The 14,745-nt window shown below is 65.5% G+C and carries 16 protein-coding genes and 1 tRNA gene; 4 read left to right on the top strand and 13 right to left on the bottom strand.

Annotated elements, in window-relative coordinates:
• The 6 genes from trpE to fabI all read right to left on the bottom strand — a co-directional run bounded on the left by trpE (position 1) and on the right by fabI (position 6,566).
• A complete protein-coding gene (gene trpE / locus ACOMG5_RS00085) occupies positions 1-1,509 on the bottom strand; it encodes an anthranilate synthase component I (protein WP_420341730.1) in 1,509 nt (502 codons plus the stop codon).
• Between the two features lie 11 nt (positions 1,510-1,520).
• Positions 1,521-3,371 carry a SurA N-terminal domain-containing protein gene (locus ACOMG5_RS00080; RefSeq protein WP_420341729.1) on the bottom strand — a complete coding sequence of 617 codons (1,851 nt, stop codon included), beginning with the start codon at positions 3,369-3,371 and terminating at the stop codon, positions 1,521-1,523.
• A 65-nt stretch (positions 3,372-3,436) separates the two neighbouring features.
• Positions 3,437-4,618 (bottom strand): aminotransferase, encoded by a 1,182-nt coding sequence (locus ACOMG5_RS00075; RefSeq protein ID WP_420341728.1) that lies wholly within the window; start codon positions 4,616-4,618, stop codon positions 3,437-3,439.
• A 1-nt stretch (position 4,619) separates the two neighbouring features.
• The gene (gene gpt / locus ACOMG5_RS00070) at positions 4,620-5,123 is read right to left on the bottom strand and encodes a xanthine phosphoribosyltransferase (RefSeq protein WP_420341727.1); all 504 of its coding nucleotides are present in this window, start codon (positions 5,121-5,123) and stop codon (positions 4,620-4,622) included.
• Between the two features lie 8 nt (positions 5,124-5,131).
• Complete coding sequence (locus ACOMG5_RS00065) at positions 5,132-5,743, bottom strand: LysE family translocator (RefSeq protein WP_420341726.1); 612 nt, start codon at positions 5,741-5,743, stop codon at positions 5,132-5,134.
• A gap of 1 nt (position 5,744) precedes the next feature.
• Entirely contained in the window at positions 5,745-6,566 is an 822-nt protein-coding gene (gene fabI / locus ACOMG5_RS00060; protein ID WP_420341725.1) for an enoyl-ACP reductase FabI, read from the bottom strand.
• A 105-nt stretch (positions 6,567-6,671) separates the two neighbouring features.
• Here fabI and pdxH point away from each other — a divergent pair, with 105 nt between their 5' ends.
• From pdxH to ACOMG5_RS00040, 4 genes are all read left to right on the top strand, one after another.
• Positions 6,672-7,295, top strand: a complete 624-nt coding sequence (gene pdxH / locus ACOMG5_RS00055) for a pyridoxamine 5'-phosphate oxidase (RefSeq protein WP_420341724.1) — start codon at positions 6,672-6,674, stop codon at positions 7,293-7,295.
• Positions 7,296-7,443: 148 nt separating this feature from the next.
• Positions 7,444-8,055: a cold-shock protein gene (locus ACOMG5_RS00050; protein WP_420341723.1), complete on the top strand. Its 612-nt coding sequence runs from the start codon at positions 7,444-7,446 to the stop codon at positions 8,053-8,055.
• Positions 8,056-8,057: 2 nt separating this feature from the next.
• Complete coding sequence (locus tag ACOMG5_RS00045) at positions 8,058-8,537, top strand: DUF192 domain-containing protein (RefSeq protein WP_420341722.1); 480 nt, start codon at positions 8,058-8,060, stop codon at positions 8,535-8,537.
• Positions 8,538-8,579: 42 nt separating this feature from the next.
• Positions 8,580-8,656, top strand: a tRNA-Pro gene (locus ACOMG5_RS00040).
• A 633-nt stretch (positions 8,657-9,289) separates the two neighbouring features.
• Here the strand turns inward: ACOMG5_RS00040 and ACOMG5_RS00035 are convergent.
• Genes ACOMG5_RS00035 through ACOMG5_RS00005 form a run of 7 tightly spaced genes read right to left on the bottom strand, consistent with a single transcriptional unit; the run spans position 9,290 to position 14,684 of the window.
• Positions 9,290-9,775 carry a hypothetical protein gene (locus ACOMG5_RS00035; RefSeq protein WP_420341721.1) on the bottom strand — a complete coding sequence of 162 codons (486 nt, stop codon included), beginning with the start codon at positions 9,773-9,775 and terminating at the stop codon, positions 9,290-9,292.
• Between the two features lie 8 nt (positions 9,776-9,783).
• The gene (locus ACOMG5_RS00030) at positions 9,784-10,137 is read right to left on the bottom strand and encodes a phage tail assembly chaperone (protein ID WP_420341720.1); all 354 of its coding nucleotides are present in this window, start codon (positions 10,135-10,137) and stop codon (positions 9,784-9,786) included.
• The gene (locus ACOMG5_RS00025) at positions 10,137-12,134 is read right to left on the bottom strand and encodes a phage tail tape measure protein (protein WP_420341719.1); all 1,998 of its coding nucleotides are present in this window, start codon (positions 12,132-12,134) and stop codon (positions 10,137-10,139) included. Before ACOMG5_RS00025 ends, ACOMG5_RS00030 begins: the two co-directional genes overlap by 1 nt.
• Before the next feature lie 9 nt (positions 12,135-12,143).
• The gene (locus tag ACOMG5_RS00020) at positions 12,144-13,748 is read right to left on the bottom strand and encodes a terminase large subunit (RefSeq protein ID WP_420341718.1); all 1,605 of its coding nucleotides are present in this window, start codon (positions 13,746-13,748) and stop codon (positions 12,144-12,146) included.
• Positions 13,745-14,179, bottom strand: a complete 435-nt coding sequence (locus ACOMG5_RS00015; RefSeq protein WP_420341717.1) for a phage terminase small subunit P27 family — start codon at positions 14,177-14,179, stop codon at positions 13,745-13,747. The genes ACOMG5_RS00020 and ACOMG5_RS00015 overlap by 4 nt, the downstream gene beginning before the upstream one ends.
• Positions 14,176-14,493 (bottom strand): phage head closure protein, encoded by a 318-nt coding sequence (locus tag ACOMG5_RS00010; protein ID WP_420341716.1) that lies wholly within the window; start codon positions 14,491-14,493, stop codon positions 14,176-14,178. Before ACOMG5_RS00010 ends, ACOMG5_RS00015 begins: the two co-directional genes overlap by 4 nt.
• Positions 14,490-14,684, bottom strand: a complete 195-nt coding sequence (locus tag ACOMG5_RS00005) for a hypothetical protein (protein WP_420341715.1) — start codon at positions 14,682-14,684, stop codon at positions 14,490-14,492. The genes ACOMG5_RS00010 and ACOMG5_RS00005 overlap by 4 nt, the downstream gene beginning before the upstream one ends.
• Positions 14,685-14,745 lie beyond the last annotated feature (61 nt).

Genomic DNA, 14,745 nt, shown 5'->3' with positions numbered 1-14,745 from the left:
TCAGCCGTTGCCGTGGCGCACGAACAGGCCCGCATCTTCGGCCGCCTTGCGCAGGGCCTTGGATTTGTTCACGGTTTCCTGGAATTCGGCCTCCGGGTCGCTGTCATAGACAACGCCGCCCCCGGCCTGGATATAGAGAGTCTGGTCCTTCACCACGGCGGTACGCAGCGCGATGCACATGTCCATGTCGCCATTGGCCGCGAAATAGCCGACGCCGCCGCCATAGATGCCGCGCTTCTCGGGCTCCAGCTCGTCGATGATTTCCATCGCACGCACCTTCGGCGCGCCGGAGACGGTGCCCGCGGGCAGCCCCGCCAGCAGCGCCGAGAGCGCATCCTGCCCCTCGGCCAGCTCCCCCACCACGTTCGACACGATATGCATGACGTGGGAGTAGCGCTCGATGGTGAACTTCTCGGTCGGATGCACCGAGCCGATTTTCGCCACCCGGCCCACATCGTTGCGCCCGAGGTCGAGCAGCATCAGATGCTCCGCCAGCTCCTTCTTGTCGGCCAGCAGGTCCTCTTCCAGCGCCTTGTCCTCGGCGGGGGTCGCGCCGCGGGGGCGGGTGCCGGCGATCGGGCGGATCGTCACCTCACCCTCGCGCAGCCGCACCAGGATCTCGGGCGAGGCGCCCACGATCTGAAACCCGCCGAAATTCAGGAAGAACATGAACGGCGAGGGGTTCGTGCGCCGCAGGCTGCGATAGAGCGCGAAGGGCGGCAGCGGGAAATCCGCCGACCAGCGCTGCGCTGGGACCACCTGAAAGATGTCGCCCGCGCGGATGTATTCCTTGGCCTTCTCCACCGCGGCCTTGTAGCTCTCGGCGGTGAAATTCGAGCGCAGCGGGCCGACCTGCGCGGCCTCGCCCATCTCGCGGCTGTCGGCCGGGGTGCGGTCGAGGTCGCGCAGCGCGTCCATCACCCGCTCCGCCGCCTGGGCATAGGCCGCCCGCGCGGAAAGGCCGGTGCCGTGGAAGGCGGGCGCGCAGAGGATCACATCGCCCTTCACCCCATCGAGCACCGCCACCACCGAAGGCCGCAGCAGCACCGCATCGGGCACGCCGATCGGATCCGGGTTCACATCCGGCAGGCGCTCCACCAGCCGGATCATGTCATAGCCGATATAGCCGAACAGGCCCGCGGCCGCGGCCGGGAGGCCCTCCGGCATCTCGATCCGGCTCTCGGCGATCAGCGCACGCAGGCTTTCGAACGGATGGCCGGGCAGGTCCTCGAACCGCTCCTCGAACCGCGCCAGCCGGTTGATCCGGGCGCGCTCGCCGCGGCATTCCCAGATCACGTCGGGCTTCATGCCGATAATCGAATAGCGCCCGCGGACTTCGCCGCCGGTGACCGATTCCAGCATGAAGCTGTTCTTCTGCGCATCCGCGAGCTTCAGCATCAGCGAGACCGGCGTATCCAGATCCGCCGCCAGCCGCGCATAGACGAGCTGGTTTTCACCCCGGCCCCAGGCGCGTTCGAACTCCTCGAAGGAGGGCGATAGAGCAACCATTCCCGGTCTCCTTACTGCATCTGCGCCTGGACGGCGTTGATCGCGGCGCTGTTCACGCTCAGGCCCAGCTCGCCTTCGGCGGCGGCGGCGAAATGTGTGAGCAGATCCTGCGCCAGCGATTGCGCCAGCCGCTGGCTGAGCTGATTGTGCAGCTGCACCACCTCCGGGTCCTTCGGATCGGCCGCAATCGGCTGGCCCGGGATCAGCACGAACACGCGCCCGCCCTGATCCAGCACGGCGGGCTTGCCGGGCGCAGTGGCGAAGGCGGTCTTGATCAGGTCGGGCGGCACGCCCTCGATGAAGCCATTGCGCTCCACGGCGCCCGCATTGCTCACCAGAACGCCCTGATCGGCCAGCACGGCGCCTGCGGAAACTGCCGCCACGATCTCCTCGGCGCGGGCGCGCTTCAGCCGGGCGAGCTCCGCCGCGGTCCAGTCCGTGGCAAGGCGCTCCTGCAGCTGCTCGAAGGGGATCGGCGCCGCCGGGGTGATCCCGTCGAGCCGCAGCGCGAAGACGCCGCCGTCATCGAGGTTGCCGAGCGCGGGGAAATCCTCCGCGGTTGCGGCTTTCGCGGCATCGCGGAAGCTCTCATAGGCGGCAATGCCATCGGCGCTGTCGCCCGAGACTGCGATATGCCCGAGCTGCATCCGGGTTTCCTTGGCCATTTCCTCCAGCGTCGCGCCAGAGGCGAGGCGGTCCTCGAGATCGGCCGACATGTCGGAGATCATCCGCCGCGCCCGGTCCATGGTGCCTTCGGCGGCGAGGTCGGTCTTGGCATCCTCGAAGCTGGTTTCCTCGGCGGTCATGATCCCGTTCATCTTGAACAGCGCGGGGCCCAGGTCGGTGGCGATCGGGCCCACCACGCCCGGCTCGGAGAGACCAAAGACCGCATCCGCCGCAGCGCCCAGATCCTCGCGCGAGACCTCGCCGAGGTCGATGTCCTTGATGTCGAGCCCACGCTCGCGCGCCAGGTCCTCGAAGCTGATCTGCCCGGCCTCCAGCCGCGCCTTCGCGGCCTCCGCCTCGGCGTCGCTCGGGAACACCAGCTTGTCCACCATCCGCCGCTCGGGCTGCTTGAACTCGTCGATGCGCTGATCGTACATCGCGCGCAGCGTGGCGTCATCGGGGGTGGCTTCGTCCTTCAGCATGTCGGGGGTGAGCCAGACATAGCTGATCTGCCGCGCCTCGGGCTGCATGTAATCTTGCGTATGGGCCTCGTACCAGGCCTTGAGCTGCTCCGCCGTCGGCTGTGCGGGCTGGGCCGCCAGATCCGCGGGCTCGATCTCCGCCCAGGACAGCGGGCGGCTCTCGGTCACATAGGCGGTATAGGCATTGGTCTGGGCGGCCGGGGCCTGCACGCCGCTGGTCACCAGCCCCTGCAGCACGGAGCGCGAGAGATCATCGCGCACCCGGTTCTCGAAATCGCCCTCGGTGAAGCCCTGCTGGCGCAGCACCATCCGGTAGGTCTCGCGGTCGAACTTGCCGTTCGCGCCCTGGAAGGCGGGGGCCTGGGTGATCTGGCGCGCCACTTCGGCATCCCCGATGGAGAGGCCGAGGCGGTTCGCCTCCGCGGTCAGCGCGGCTTCGGTGAAGAGGCGGCTCTGGACCTGCATGTCGATGCCGAAGGTCTTGGCATCGGCCATGCTCACTGGGCGGCGCAGCTGCTGCTGCACGGCGTTCATTTCCTGACGCAGCGCGCGGGCATAGTCATTCAGCGAGATAACGGTATCGCCGACCGAGCCCACCACCTGCTTGCCGGAGCCGAAGCTGGAGACGCCGAAGCCGCCGAGGCCCAGCACCATCACCGCCAGCAGGATCCAGACGACGACACCCTTGCCGTGGGTGCGGAATTTGGTCGACATGCAGGATCCTCCCGAGTTCAGGCCTTTTGCGGCTGTTTATGGCTTTGGCTGCGGGGCCGCAAGGCTCAGGGCGTCAGCTGAGCGAGCCGCGCCATCAATTCCGCGATGCCCGCGGTATCGACATTGGCGAAGGCGATGCGGCACTGGCGCTGGCCCGAGACATCTTCGTCGGGCATGAACATCGTGCCGGGCAGCAAAAGCACGCCTGCCTCGCGCACCAGCCGCCGGGCGAATACCGGGGCGGGCTCGGCCGAAGGATGCGCGACATAGGCGAAATAGGCGCCGCAGCCGAGCGTGGTCCAGCCTTCAAGGCGCTTGAGCCCCGCGACCATCGCGGCGCGGCGCGCGAGGATCTCGGCCCGCTCCCCGGCGACCCATTGCGCGAGGTTCTGCATGCCCCAGAGCGCACCGATCTGGCCGAGCTGGTTCGGGCAGATTGCCACGGTATCGAGGAACTTCTCCACCTCGGCGATCCGCGCGCGCGAGGTGACGAGGGCGCCCACGCGGTGCCCTGTCAGCCGGTAGGCCTTCGAGAAGCTGTAGAGGTGGATGAAGGTGCGGTCCCAGTCCGGCTCCTGGAACAGGTCATGGGCGGCGCCGTCGCGGCCGTCGAAATCGCGGTAGGTCTCATCGACGATCAGGGCGATGCCACGGTCGCGGCAAAGCGTGTAGAACGCGCGCACCACCTCGGCCGGGTATTCCGCCCCGCCCGGATTGTTGGGCGAGATCAGCACGATGGCCCGAGTCCGCTCGGTGATCAGGCCGGCAGCGCGCTCGGGCTCCGGGATCAGGCCGGGCCCGGCGGGCAGCGGCACTGCCTTTACCGAAGCCATGTCGAGCCACATCTTGTGGTTGAAGTACCAGGGCGTCGGCACGATCACCTCGTCGCCCGGGCCCGCGAGCGTGGCCAGCGTGGCGCAGAAGGCCTGGTTGCAGCCCTGTGTGATCGCGACCTGCGCGCCCGAAATCTCGCCGCCATAGAGCCCGGCGAGCTGCGCGGCCAGTTCGTCGCGCAGCGCGCCCATGCCCAGCACCGGCCCATAGAGATGCGCCGCCGGATCGTTGAGCGCGGCTTCGGCCACGGCCCGGCGCAGCCCCTCGGGCGGCGGGTCCACCGGGGCTGCCTGGCTCACGTTGATCAGCGGGCGTTCGGGCGGGAAGGTGATGCCATCGAGCCAGCGCCGCGCCTCCATCACCGGAGGGACGAAGGTGCGGGCGAGGGCGGGGTTCAACGGGTGCAGGGTCATCTCAATCGGTGCCGCGGAAGGGCTGGACATATTGCAAGGCCATATCCCAGGGGAAGAAGATCCAGGTGTCCTGGCTCACTTCGGTGATGAAGGTATCGACCTGCTCACGGCCCTTGGGCTTGGCATAGACGGTGGCGAAATGCGCCTTGGGATAGAGCGTGCGCACCAGCTCCAGCGTGCGGCCGGAATCGACCAGATCGTCCACGACGAGGATGCCTTCGCCATCGCCCATCAGATCGGCCTGCGGCGCCTTGATCACCTGTGGCGGATGCTGGGTCTGGTGGTTGTAGCCCTTGACCGAAATCGTGTCGATCACGCGGATGTTCAGCTCGCGCGCGACGATTGCCGCCGGCACCAGGCCGCCGCGGGTGATGCCCACGATTGCGCGCCAAGCGCCGTTGTCCGGCCCGCGGCCATCGAGCCGCCACGACAGCGCGCGCGCATCGCGGTGCAGCTGGTCCCAGCTGACGTGAAAGCCTTTCTCATGCGGAAGCTTGTCGATCATCGGGTGCCTCAGGTGAGTGCGAGTTTCAGACCGAGGAGGGCCAGAAGCCCCCCGAATGCGCGTTCGAATACGGTCTTCAGGCCCATATAGGCGCGCCGGGTGCGCTCCAGAGAGAAGATCCGCGCCACCAGCATCGCACAGCCGGTATCATTGACAAAGACCATCAGCAGCAGCGCCGGATAGGCCCAGAACGGCGCATCGGGCGGCAGGAAGGTCAGGAAGACGGTGCCGAAGAACACCGCGGGCTTCGGATTGGCAAGCTGGGTCGACAGCCCGAGCCAGAGCAGCCCGAGATCCGAGCGCGCCGTCACCGCGGCGCCTTCGGCCAGCGGCTCCGGGGCGTGGCGCCAGATCTGCACCGCGATCCACATGAGATAGGCGGCGCCTGCGAATTTCAGCCCGGTGAGAAGGGCAGGGGCCACCTTGAACAGAACCGACAGGCCAAACAGCGCCGCCGCCGCCCAGAAGCACGCGCCGAGGCCGATGCCCACCGAGAGCCATGCCCCCCGCGCGAAGCCCTCGCGCAGGCCGATGCGCGCCGCCATCAGGATCGCCGGGCCGGGCGATATCGCCGCGGCGAGCTGGACGAAATAGATGGCGAGCAGCGCCCCGATCGTCATCTCAGTCCTTGCGCCCCGTGACCACGTCGATATCGGGCGCATCCACCGCCTTCATGCCGACGACATGATAGCCCGCATCCACATGCAGCGTTTCGCCCGTGGTGCCGGAGCCCAGATCCGAGAGCAGATAGAGCGCGGCCTTGCCGACCTCCTCCTGCGTCACGTTGCGGCGCAGGGGCGAGTTCAGCTCGTTCCACTTCATGATGTAGCGGAAATCGCCGATGCCGGAGGCGGCCAGCGTCTTGATCGGGCCGGCCGAGATCGCATTGCAGCGGATGCCGTCCTTGCCCAGATCTTCGGCGATGTATTTCACCGAGCATTCCAGCGCGGCCTTGGCGATGCCCATTACGTTGTAATGCGGCATCACCTGCTCTGCGCCGTAATAGGTCAGCGTCAGCAGCGCGCCGCCATTCGGCATCAGGTCTGCCGCGCGCCGGGCCACGGCGGTGAAGGAGAACACCGAGATGTCCATCGTCATCTTGAAGTTCTCGGGCGAGGTGTCGATGTAGCGGCCGCGCAGCTCGTTCTTGTCGGAGAAGCCGATCGCATGGACGACGAAATCGATCGTGCCCCATTTGTCCTTCAGCGTGGCGAACAGCGCATCGAGGCTGTCCTGGTTCGCCACGTCGCATTCCACCAGAAGGTCCGCGCCGATCTGCGCCGCCAGCGGCTCGACGCGCTTTTTCAGCGCTTCGCCCTGGTAGGAGAAGGCCAGCTCGGCGCCCGCATCGGCACAGGCCTTGGCGATGCCCCAGGCGATGGACTTGTCATTGGCAAGGCCCATGATCAGCCCGCGTTTGCCCGCCATAAGCGTGTTCGACATGTCAGGTTACCCCCGCTTCCCTCTGGTAAGTGCGCCAGCATTAGGCGAAACAATCAAAGGCATCAAGGCTGCATGACAGCGCTAAACGCGGCAATGGAGAATGACATGGCGGACCGGGGCGGCATCTTCGAGGGCGACGATCCTTTCGCGATCGCGCAGGCCTGGCTGCGCGAGGCGGAGGCGAGCGAGCCCAACGATCCGAACGCCATTGCCCTCGCGACGGTGGATCCGGCCGGCCTGCCCAATGTGCGGATGGTGCTGCTGAAGGAGATCGAGGGGCGCGACATGCCGTCGGGCGGAGCCTTCGTCTTCTATACGAACTACGGCTCGCGCAAGGCGCAGGAGATCGAGGCCGCCGGCAAGGCCGCCTTCGTGCTGCACTGGAAGAGCCTGCGCCGGCAGATCCGGGTGCGCGGGCTGGTGACGCGGGAGGAGGGGGCGCAGGCCGATGCCTATTATTCCTCGCGGGCGCTGCAGTCGCGGCTGGGCGCCTGGGCCTCGCGGCAGAGCCAGCCGCTGGAATCGCGCGGCGCGCTGATGGCCGAGGTGGCGCGGGTGACGGCGCGCCATGGCCATGCGCCGAACCGCCCGCCATTCTGGGGCGGCTACCGGATCACGCCGCTGGAGATCGAATTCTGGGCAGATGGCGCTTTTCGCCTGCACGACCGGTTTCGATGGGAACGGTCCGATTTTGCGTCTGATTGGCGCATTGCGCGGCTCAATCCTTAATTGTTTGCGCTGTTCGGGTGATAATTTCACGCTTCGCGAACGATCGGGGTCCGGATTTCCTTACTTTTTCGCTTGAATCTTTCTTCAGTCATGTGACACTTGTCCGAGGGTGGTTGGTGTCGCTTGGGGACAAGTTGGGCGGAATAAGATGAACGATACGAAAACCGGCGTACGTACCGTGACAGGACGGGTCAAATGGTTCGATCCTGCGCGGGGTTTCGGCTTTATCGTCGATGAGGCCGGTGGGTCGGACATCCTTCTGCATGCCAACGTCCTGCGCAATTTCGGCCAGGGCTCCATCGCGGATAATGCCGGGATCACGGTGCTGGTCCAGGCGACGCCCCGTGGCAGCCAGGCGGTCGAGGTGCTCGCGGTGATGCCACCGGTCGAGGGAGACCGTTCGGTCGAGCTCGAAGATCTGGGCAACACCCCGCTCGAGATGATCGAAACGCTCCCGATCGAACCTGCCCGCGTGAAGTGGTTCGACAAGGCCAAGGGCTTTGGCTTCGCCAATATCTTCGGCAAGGCGGAGGATGTGTTCGTCCATGTCGAGGTTCTGCGCCGCTCTGGCCTGGCCGATCTGACCTCGGGCGAGGCCGTCTCTCTGCGTATCATCGAAGGTAAGCGGGGCCGGATGGCGGTCGCGGTGATGCCTTGGGATGCCGGGATCTCGCGCGAAGCCGTGCGCGTGGTGCCGCCGCTGCGCGAGCCGGGCCGCGGCCCCGATCTTTCCGTGCGCAAGGTGGCGGTCCAGCGCTGATCATGGCGCGGGCGCTCTGCCTTCTGGTGTTTCTGGTGCTGGGGCGGGGTCTTGCCGCCGCGCCGGTTGCCTGTCATCCCGATCTGGCGCTGATCAGTTCTGCCGAGGGCAAGGCCTTGGCGAGCTTCCATGTCGAGGTTGCCGATGACGAGGCCGAGCGCGCGCAGGGCCTGATGAACCGCGACGCGCTGGCGAAATCTGCGGGTATGCTGTTCGTCTATCCATCGGAGCGTCCGGTCGCGTTCTGGATGCATGACACGCTGATCCCGCTCGATATGCTGTTCCTTGATGGAACGGGGCGGGTGATTTCGGTGCATCCGAAGGCGAGGCCGCTCGACGAGACCCCGATTCCTTCCGGCGCGCCGGCGCAATTCGTCCTGGAGATAAACGGCGGCCTCGCGCAGCGGCTCGGCATCGCTCCCGGTGCGGTCCTGTCGCATCCGGCAGTCCCTCTCGCGCGGGCGGCCCGGCCCTGTCAATGAGCCCTTCCAATGGCGGGCTGTGGCCTGTAGGAAGGGGCGAGTCGGGGCGTAGCGCAGCCTGGTAGCGCGACTGTTTTGGGTACAGTAGGTCGTGAGTTCGAATCTCGCCGCCCCGACCAACAAAAACAATTAGTTACAGAGCATAAAGCCCCGTCAAAAAGGCGGGGTTTTGCTTAGGGGTAACGTCTGGGGTAACAAGCTGCGCGCGACGAAGCGCTGTTGGCGCTGGAGGAAGGGTCTCCTCAAAATTGAGGACACCCATCACCCCCACCTCGCGTCAAAGCGTGCTGCGGTCAGGTTTCTGCGCAATATCCCTCGCGCCCAGAAATCCCTTGTCGCGCAACGGCGGCAACAGTAGCGCGTGCCAGCGCTCTTCGGCCGAAACTCGATCCCGCATCCATAGCACGTCTTGAGCTCCAGTGTCGTGATCGCCAAGTCGGAGCAACGACGAGAACAAAAGGCCTGCCCCTTGTTCTTCGGCACGAACCTGCTTCCGCACTGGCGACACTCGCGGATATCATTCTGTCCGCGACGCTGATAAGATGCCTGCTCCTGGCAATGTTTACAGCAGTATTTGGCCTTGGCCGTACGGTCGTCTGGGATTGGATCGCCACACCATGTGCAGGGGCGGCCGGATCGGGCTGCGCGCACGAGTTTCCCAACGGAGTCGCGCTGACACTGGTCGCTACAGTATACCCGGCTCGACCTTGACCCTTTTGGAAGCAGATCCCCGCATTGTTCGCAGCGCGGATTTAGATCCAGCGGCTCACGGTCGCGAGAATTCGCTCCTCTGTCATTTCCTTCCGATATGTCACTCGTGCGTGGTGCGTGTTCGCGCAGAGATCGCTGCAGAACTTCTTTCTCCCATCGAGAAGAGGCCTGGAGCAGTTTACGCATCGTGTCCGTTCGATCAGGGTTCCGGATTCGATTACCCATTCTGGCTGCCCTTCATTCCATGCGGGGCGTTCGGCCCCAACCTTATTGAAGACATCGCTCAACAGATCACGCACCAGCAGATCAGCCGCCGCCCAACCCCATGCCTGCAAACAGAGATCAGATCGGATCTCATGGCGCAAAGGCCCCTCCATCCCGAACAGGGAGCCTGTTGCGCCAGCCTCAAATGCCAGCTTCACGCAGCGCACCAGCTCCGCGACCAAGGCATCATATCGGCCCGGCCCAAGCCTTCCACGGCGCGCATCTCTCTTCCGCCGCTCTTCTTTTCGGCGTGCTTTTGCCATCGCCCCGTTCATCCGAATGCCATGTCCAGCAACGCTGCGCTGATTGGATGTTCCGACACATGGGGAAGGGTCTTGACGCCCTCCGGGTTTTTGTTGCGCGTGTTGGCCCGATCGAGCCATACGGCATCCAGCGCCAGAATGATCTGGACATGCCGAGGCGCCAGCGGCAGGCACATCAGCTTCGCATAGGCCTCGATCTCGGAAAACTGGATCGGTTGTGGCCCAGCCATGCCGATCACGCGCCGCTCCGACAGGTCCAGAAATGCCGTCCACAGCAACGAGCCAGCCTCCGGGGGCCGTCTGGTCTTGCCCTGCAGCTGGTCGCGCAGCACGCCGCAGAGCTGATCCTCGAGCGCCCTCATCAGCGCCTCCTCGGGTTCTGGTTGTATTGCTGGATCCGGCTCGGGATCGAGGCCGCGAGCGCCTGACCGGATTCGACGATCCGCGCATCGACCGTGGCCATGATCTTGCCATCGTCGGTCAGGATCAGCTGGGAAGACGACATTTCAATGCCGAGGCTTTGGCTCGATCCGCCCCCCGCACTGGATGAAGCCCCGCCACCGCCGACAAGCCCACCGGAGGCATAGCCCTTGGCGCGCCGATGCATGGCTTCGAGGTTCCCGGCCCCGATCCGGCGCGTGGCCTCCTTCGAGAATACGAACTCGCCCCGGTGAACCACGCCTGCGGGCTGATATTTTCCGCCATCCCCGGTATAACCGCCGCCAGCGAAGCCAAGCAAACTACCGATCACCGCTCCGATACCCCCGCCGCCCCCGGCGTCCATGAGCCCCATCATCCCCTTGGTGAACTGAACCTTGGCGATTTCGAGAAGAAGGTTCGCGATGGCCATCTTGGTTGCATCGGCGCCTTCGAGCATCGCCCCGAATATTCCTCCGATTGCGTCCCGGCCTCGCTCGGAAGCCTGTTGCATGGCATCGAGCTTCTGCCGGGATTGCTCGGCGGCGTCGGCGGAGGCCGCATAGGCGCGCGCTACGTCCTCAATGCGCGCCGCCAGTTCCGGAGTGACCCGGATCCCCTCCTGCTGCATGGCGGTGAGGAGCTTGGCCTTGATCGCGGCATAATCGGCCGCGTCACCATAGAGGTTTCCAGCGAGAGCGGCATCATTGAACGCCTGCGTCTGTGCGTCGAGCGCTGCGGTCTCCTGCGCGATCTCCGCAATCATGTCGCCGGCCGATTTCACCGAAGACGATTTCCCGGACTTGTTGCCGTTCCCCGAGGAGCCTGTCACAACGGCTCCGGTGGGCGTGGGCGGCGTCCAGCCCGATGTGTCTGGCTTCCAGGTGCTCTCGCTGTTGCGCTGCGAGAGGATGGCGATAATCTCATCCTCCTCCTTGTTGAGCGCGGCGATCTTGTCGCGGATCTTCTGCTTGTCGCGATCCAGCACCACGGTATTGAGCCGGTCGTTCAGTTCGACCCGGTTGCGCATGATGTCGGACTGCCGGTCCTGCAACGTTGTGGTGCGCTGGTTCTGGAATTCGCGGAAACCATCGAGGAAATCGGACAGGCTCGCGGCCGCGCTGATGATCGCGGATTTCAGGGCAACGCCGACCGTGGTCGCGATCGTGTTGAACTGCGTGTTCAGCATCTCGGCTTTGGCGATCAGCTCATCGGACATGACGACGCCAAGCTCCGAACCCTGGCGCTTGGTCTCCGCGATCTTCTGCGCGCCCTGATCGAGGAGCTCGACGAACCGTTCGCCCGCCGTGCCGCCAAAGAGCTCATCCGCGATCCGGATCTGCGCGGCCTTGTCGAGCTGTTCCATGCGCTGGAAGATTTCCAGCATCAGCGCCGAAGGGTCCTTCAGCTTCTTGCCCACTTCCTCCGCGCTGTAGCCCAGCCGCTGGAAGGCCTCGGCGGCCGAGCCCTTTCCGGTCACTGCGAACTCGTCTGCCCGCAGGTTCATCTCCTTCAGGCCATCCGTGAAGGCGTCAATCTCGATGCGGTTCTGCTGCGCGACCCACGCCCATTCCTGGAACTCCTTCGCGGAGACACCGGCCCGCCGCGCCTGGTTGCCAACCTCCGCCACCTCTTTCGCGAGGCGCTGCACCGCTTCCACGCTGCTGCGCACGGCCTCGATGCCGATCCCGGCCACCAGCCCGCCAGCGAAGGCCGCGCCAAAGCTGCCGATCTTGCCGGTGATCCCGGACAGGGTCTTGTTCAGGCTCGACGCCGATCGGGTCATATCGGCCTCCATCTGCCGTGTGGCGGAGCGCGAGTCCCGCCGCAGGCCCTGATACGTCCTGGTGCCGCGCTTTTCGGCCTGCGCCATACGCTTCTCGAATTCCGAGATCCGCGCCTCCAGCATCACGATCAGGCGTTCATCCGCCGCAGTGCTCATCCTTGCCCCCTATGCGAGCCACATTTCGTCAGTGAACCATTCGGCCGCGGTCGAAAGCCCACCCTCATCGGCGGCAGCCCGCGCCACCGCCATGACGGCCGCAACCGCGCCGTCGATCTTGTTGCCGCTCTTGCCCTTATGGAACATGCGGTTCCCGGCCTTGTCGGTCTCCACCTGGACGTTCGAGAAGCACCACCGCAGGATCGGGTGACCGCCATGGCGAAGGCCCCGCGACAGGATCGCGCGTTCTGTCTCCTTCACCGCGGGCGCCATCGTGACCCAGCCCTGCCGGAACTCGATCGCAGGCAGGCCATCCTCGCAAAGCGCGGCCATCATCGAGCGGCCATAGGTCGGATCGAAGGCGATCTCGCGCACGTTGAACCGGGCGCAGAGCTCGCGAATATGCTCCTCGACCGCGCGCAGATCGACCGTGTTGCCGGGCGTCGGAATGATCAGGCCCTGTTTCGCCCATTCGACGTAATCGACGCCATGGCGCTCACCGCGTGCCCGGAGGTTGTCCTCGGGACAAAAGAACCATGCCCAGACCTGATAGCCGTTGCCGTCGCGCCATGCGGCCACGACAACGGTGAGGTCCTCGTTCTTCGAGAGGTCCACCCCGAGCCAGCACGGCGCCTGCTCGGCTTCGAGGTCATCAAGATCGACCTCATGCGCGCCCTGATCGTAAACGTGCATCTCGACGAACGGCGCCGTGGACTGGTCGAGCCAACGGTTCAGGTTAAACTGAAGGAAGCTGTCGCGATCCATCGGCGAATGCTCGGCCTTGCGGGCCTTGTCGCGATAGGCATCGAGGTCGGGATAGCCATGCGGCAGGCCCGGGTTCACCGCGAACCAGAGGTCCTCGTCCTGCCAATCGTCCTGCGGCTCGGCCATGAAGATCACCGGAAGCGTGGCAGGATCGTCGATATCGCCCTTCTGAACCTTGATGGCGTATTCCACCGTCTTCCAGGCAAGGTTCTCCTGGCCGCGGCCCGAGGTGCTGGCAACGATCATCAGCGTGCCGGGCACCTTCACCAGCGCGGAATCGAGCGCCTCCCATTGCTTCAGGCCGGGGCGCCCCTCCCATGCGTGAAGCTCGTCGGCAATGACCACGCTCGGCGTTTTGCCGTGTTGCACCTTGCCGTCAGAGGCAATTGCGATGTAGCGCGTCTGCGCCTTCGGGCAGCTGATCCGCGAGACATATTCCCGGATGCTCAGATGCTTCTCAAGGCGCTTGTCATTCTGGACGATCAGAGCCGCCTCGTTGAACAGTTCCATCGCCTGTTCATGGGCCGAGGCGGCCGAGATGGTCAGGCCGCCGGGCTCGCATTCCGGCCCCATCAGGTGCAGCAGCGTGATCGCGGCACAAAGCGAGGTCTTGCGGTTGCCGCGCGGCAGCAGCAGCACCACGCGCCGCACAACCCGGGTGCCGTCCGGATTGCGCGGGCCATAGATCCGCCGGATCACGTTTTCCTGCCACGGGTCGAGCTGAAAGGCGCGTCCGGGAAGGCGGCTCTTCGGGTGCTTCAGCTGCCGCAGCCATGTCACCGCGAGTTCGCCCCGGCCTAGCGGATCGGGGATTTCCTCCGGCTCGTCGATCCAGGAAGGGCGCATCATTGGCGGGCGCCCCAGCCATAGAGATCATCATCGCCCTCGCTATCCTCGACGCTCGGCCGCGAGCGGCTCACTGGCGTGGCGCCAAGCTCTGCGGCGAGGAGGCGCGCCCGCGTCATCGCGTCGGACTGGACCGATACCGCCGGGTTCTTCCGGACGCTGACCAGAAGCGAATTGCCATCCTTGTCGATCTTGTAGACCTTCTGCACCGCGCCGAGCCGCTGGATCTCGCGCTCCATCTCGCGGGCGAGGCCCATCGCCATGCAGTAATTCTCAAAGCTGCCGAGGTCGGCCTCGGTCAGGATCTTGCGCTTGGAGAGGATCGGAAAGGTGCGGTGCCATTCCGCTTTCGCATCGTCAGAAAGCCAGTCGGGCGGCGGCGTTTCCTGCAACGCGCCCCGGTCGATCTCGATATGCGGCTTCACGCCTCTCATGGTTCGATCCTCTCGCAATAAAGCTCGATGCCCTTGCGCCGGCCGATCGGGGCCACGCGCGTGATGTTCCATGGCGCGCCTTTCCAGATCACCCGGTCGGCATTGGTCACGCCGTCGAGGAACCGGGCGCGTAGGGCGACGGTCGCGGTATCGCCAGCGCCGTAGCCCTCGATCGTCTCGGCCGTGCTCGGATCGAGCCGCTCGGCGCGGAGCGTGGCGAGCGCGGCCCAGGTCTGTTCCGGCGTGCCCGCGTCGTTCACCGTGCTGGTGGCGCGCTGGATCTCGATCACCTCGGTGAGCCGCCCGGCCTTCATGCCGCCCCCTCCACCGCCAGCACCTCGACCACGACGACGCCATGCGCGTGCTCACCATCCGGATCGCGCAGGAACCGCATCGAGGACACCAGCACATCGGCACATGCGAGCCCATCCGGAAAGCCGAGGTGTTGATTTTCACCCAGAACTGAGCCGGTTGGGCGCATAATTTTCACTGAGAACTGAGCCATGTGAACCTTCCCCCAAAGCGGTGAGCGGCGGGGGCAACGGAGTGATCCACATGGGACTATT

This window comes from Paenirhodobacter sp., from assembly GCF_041916475.1.
In the GTDB taxonomy this organism is placed as follows: Bacteria; Pseudomonadota; Alphaproteobacteria; order Rhodobacterales; family Rhodobacteraceae; genus Rhodobacter.
This window is presented reverse-complemented; position numbering and strand designations above follow the sequence as displayed.

Excerpts from the sequence above, each read along its gene's own strand:
- trpE (WP_420341730.1), bottom strand. The coding sequence starts at position 1,509 with ATGGTTGCTCTATCGCCCTCCTTCGAGGAGTTCGAACGCGCCTGGGGC.
- pdxH (WP_420341724.1), top strand. The coding sequence starts at position 6,672 with ATGGCGGACCGGGGCGGCATCTTCGAGGGCGACGATCCTTTCGCGATC.
- ACOMG5_RS00045 (WP_420341722.1), top strand. The coding sequence starts at position 8,058 with ATGGCGCGGGCGCTCTGCCTTCTGGTGTTTCTGGTGCTGGGGCGGGGT.
- ACOMG5_RS00075 (WP_420341728.1), bottom strand. The coding sequence starts at position 4,618 with ATGACCCTGCACCCGTTGAACCCCGCCCTCGCCCGCACCTTCGTCCCT.
- ACOMG5_RS00020 (WP_420341718.1), bottom strand. The coding sequence starts at position 13,748 with ATGATGCGCCCTTCCTGGATCGACGAGCCGGAGGAAATCCCCGATCCG.
- ACOMG5_RS00050 (WP_420341723.1), top strand. The coding sequence starts at position 7,444 with ATGAACGATACGAAAACCGGCGTACGTACCGTGACAGGACGGGTCAAA.
- ACOMG5_RS00030 (WP_420341720.1), bottom strand. The coding sequence starts at position 10,137 with ATGAGGGCGCTCGAGGATCAGCTCTGCGGCGTGCTGCGCGACCAGCTG.
- ACOMG5_RS00025 (WP_420341719.1), bottom strand. The coding sequence starts at position 12,134 with ATGAGCACTGCGGCGGATGAACGCCTGATCGTGATGCTGGAGGCGCGG.
- ACOMG5_RS00035 (WP_420341721.1), bottom strand. The coding sequence starts at position 9,775 with ATGGCAAAAGCACGCCGAAAAGAAGAGCGGCGGAAGAGAGATGCGCGC.
- ACOMG5_RS00065 (WP_420341726.1), bottom strand. The coding sequence starts at position 5,743 with ATGACGATCGGGGCGCTGCTCGCCATCTATTTCGTCCAGCTCGCCGCG.
- ACOMG5_RS00005 (WP_420341715.1), bottom strand. The coding sequence starts at position 14,684 with ATGGCTCAGTTCTCAGTGAAAATTATGCGCCCAACCGGCTCAGTTCTG.
- ACOMG5_RS00015 (WP_420341717.1), bottom strand. The coding sequence starts at position 14,179 with ATGAGAGGCGTGAAGCCGCATATCGAGATCGACCGGGGCGCGTTGCAG.
- fabI (WP_420341725.1), bottom strand. The coding sequence starts at position 6,566 with ATGTCGAACACGCTTATGGCGGGCAAACGCGGGCTGATCATGGGCCTT.
- gpt (WP_420341727.1), bottom strand. The coding sequence starts at position 5,123 with ATGATCGACAAGCTTCCGCATGAGAAAGGCTTTCACGTCAGCTGGGAC.
- ACOMG5_RS00080 (WP_420341729.1), bottom strand. The coding sequence starts at position 3,371 with ATGTCGACCAAATTCCGCACCCACGGCAAGGGTGTCGTCGTCTGGATC.
- ACOMG5_RS00010 (WP_420341716.1), bottom strand. The coding sequence starts at position 14,493 with ATGAAGGCCGGGCGGCTCACCGAGGTGATCGAGATCCAGCGCGCCACC.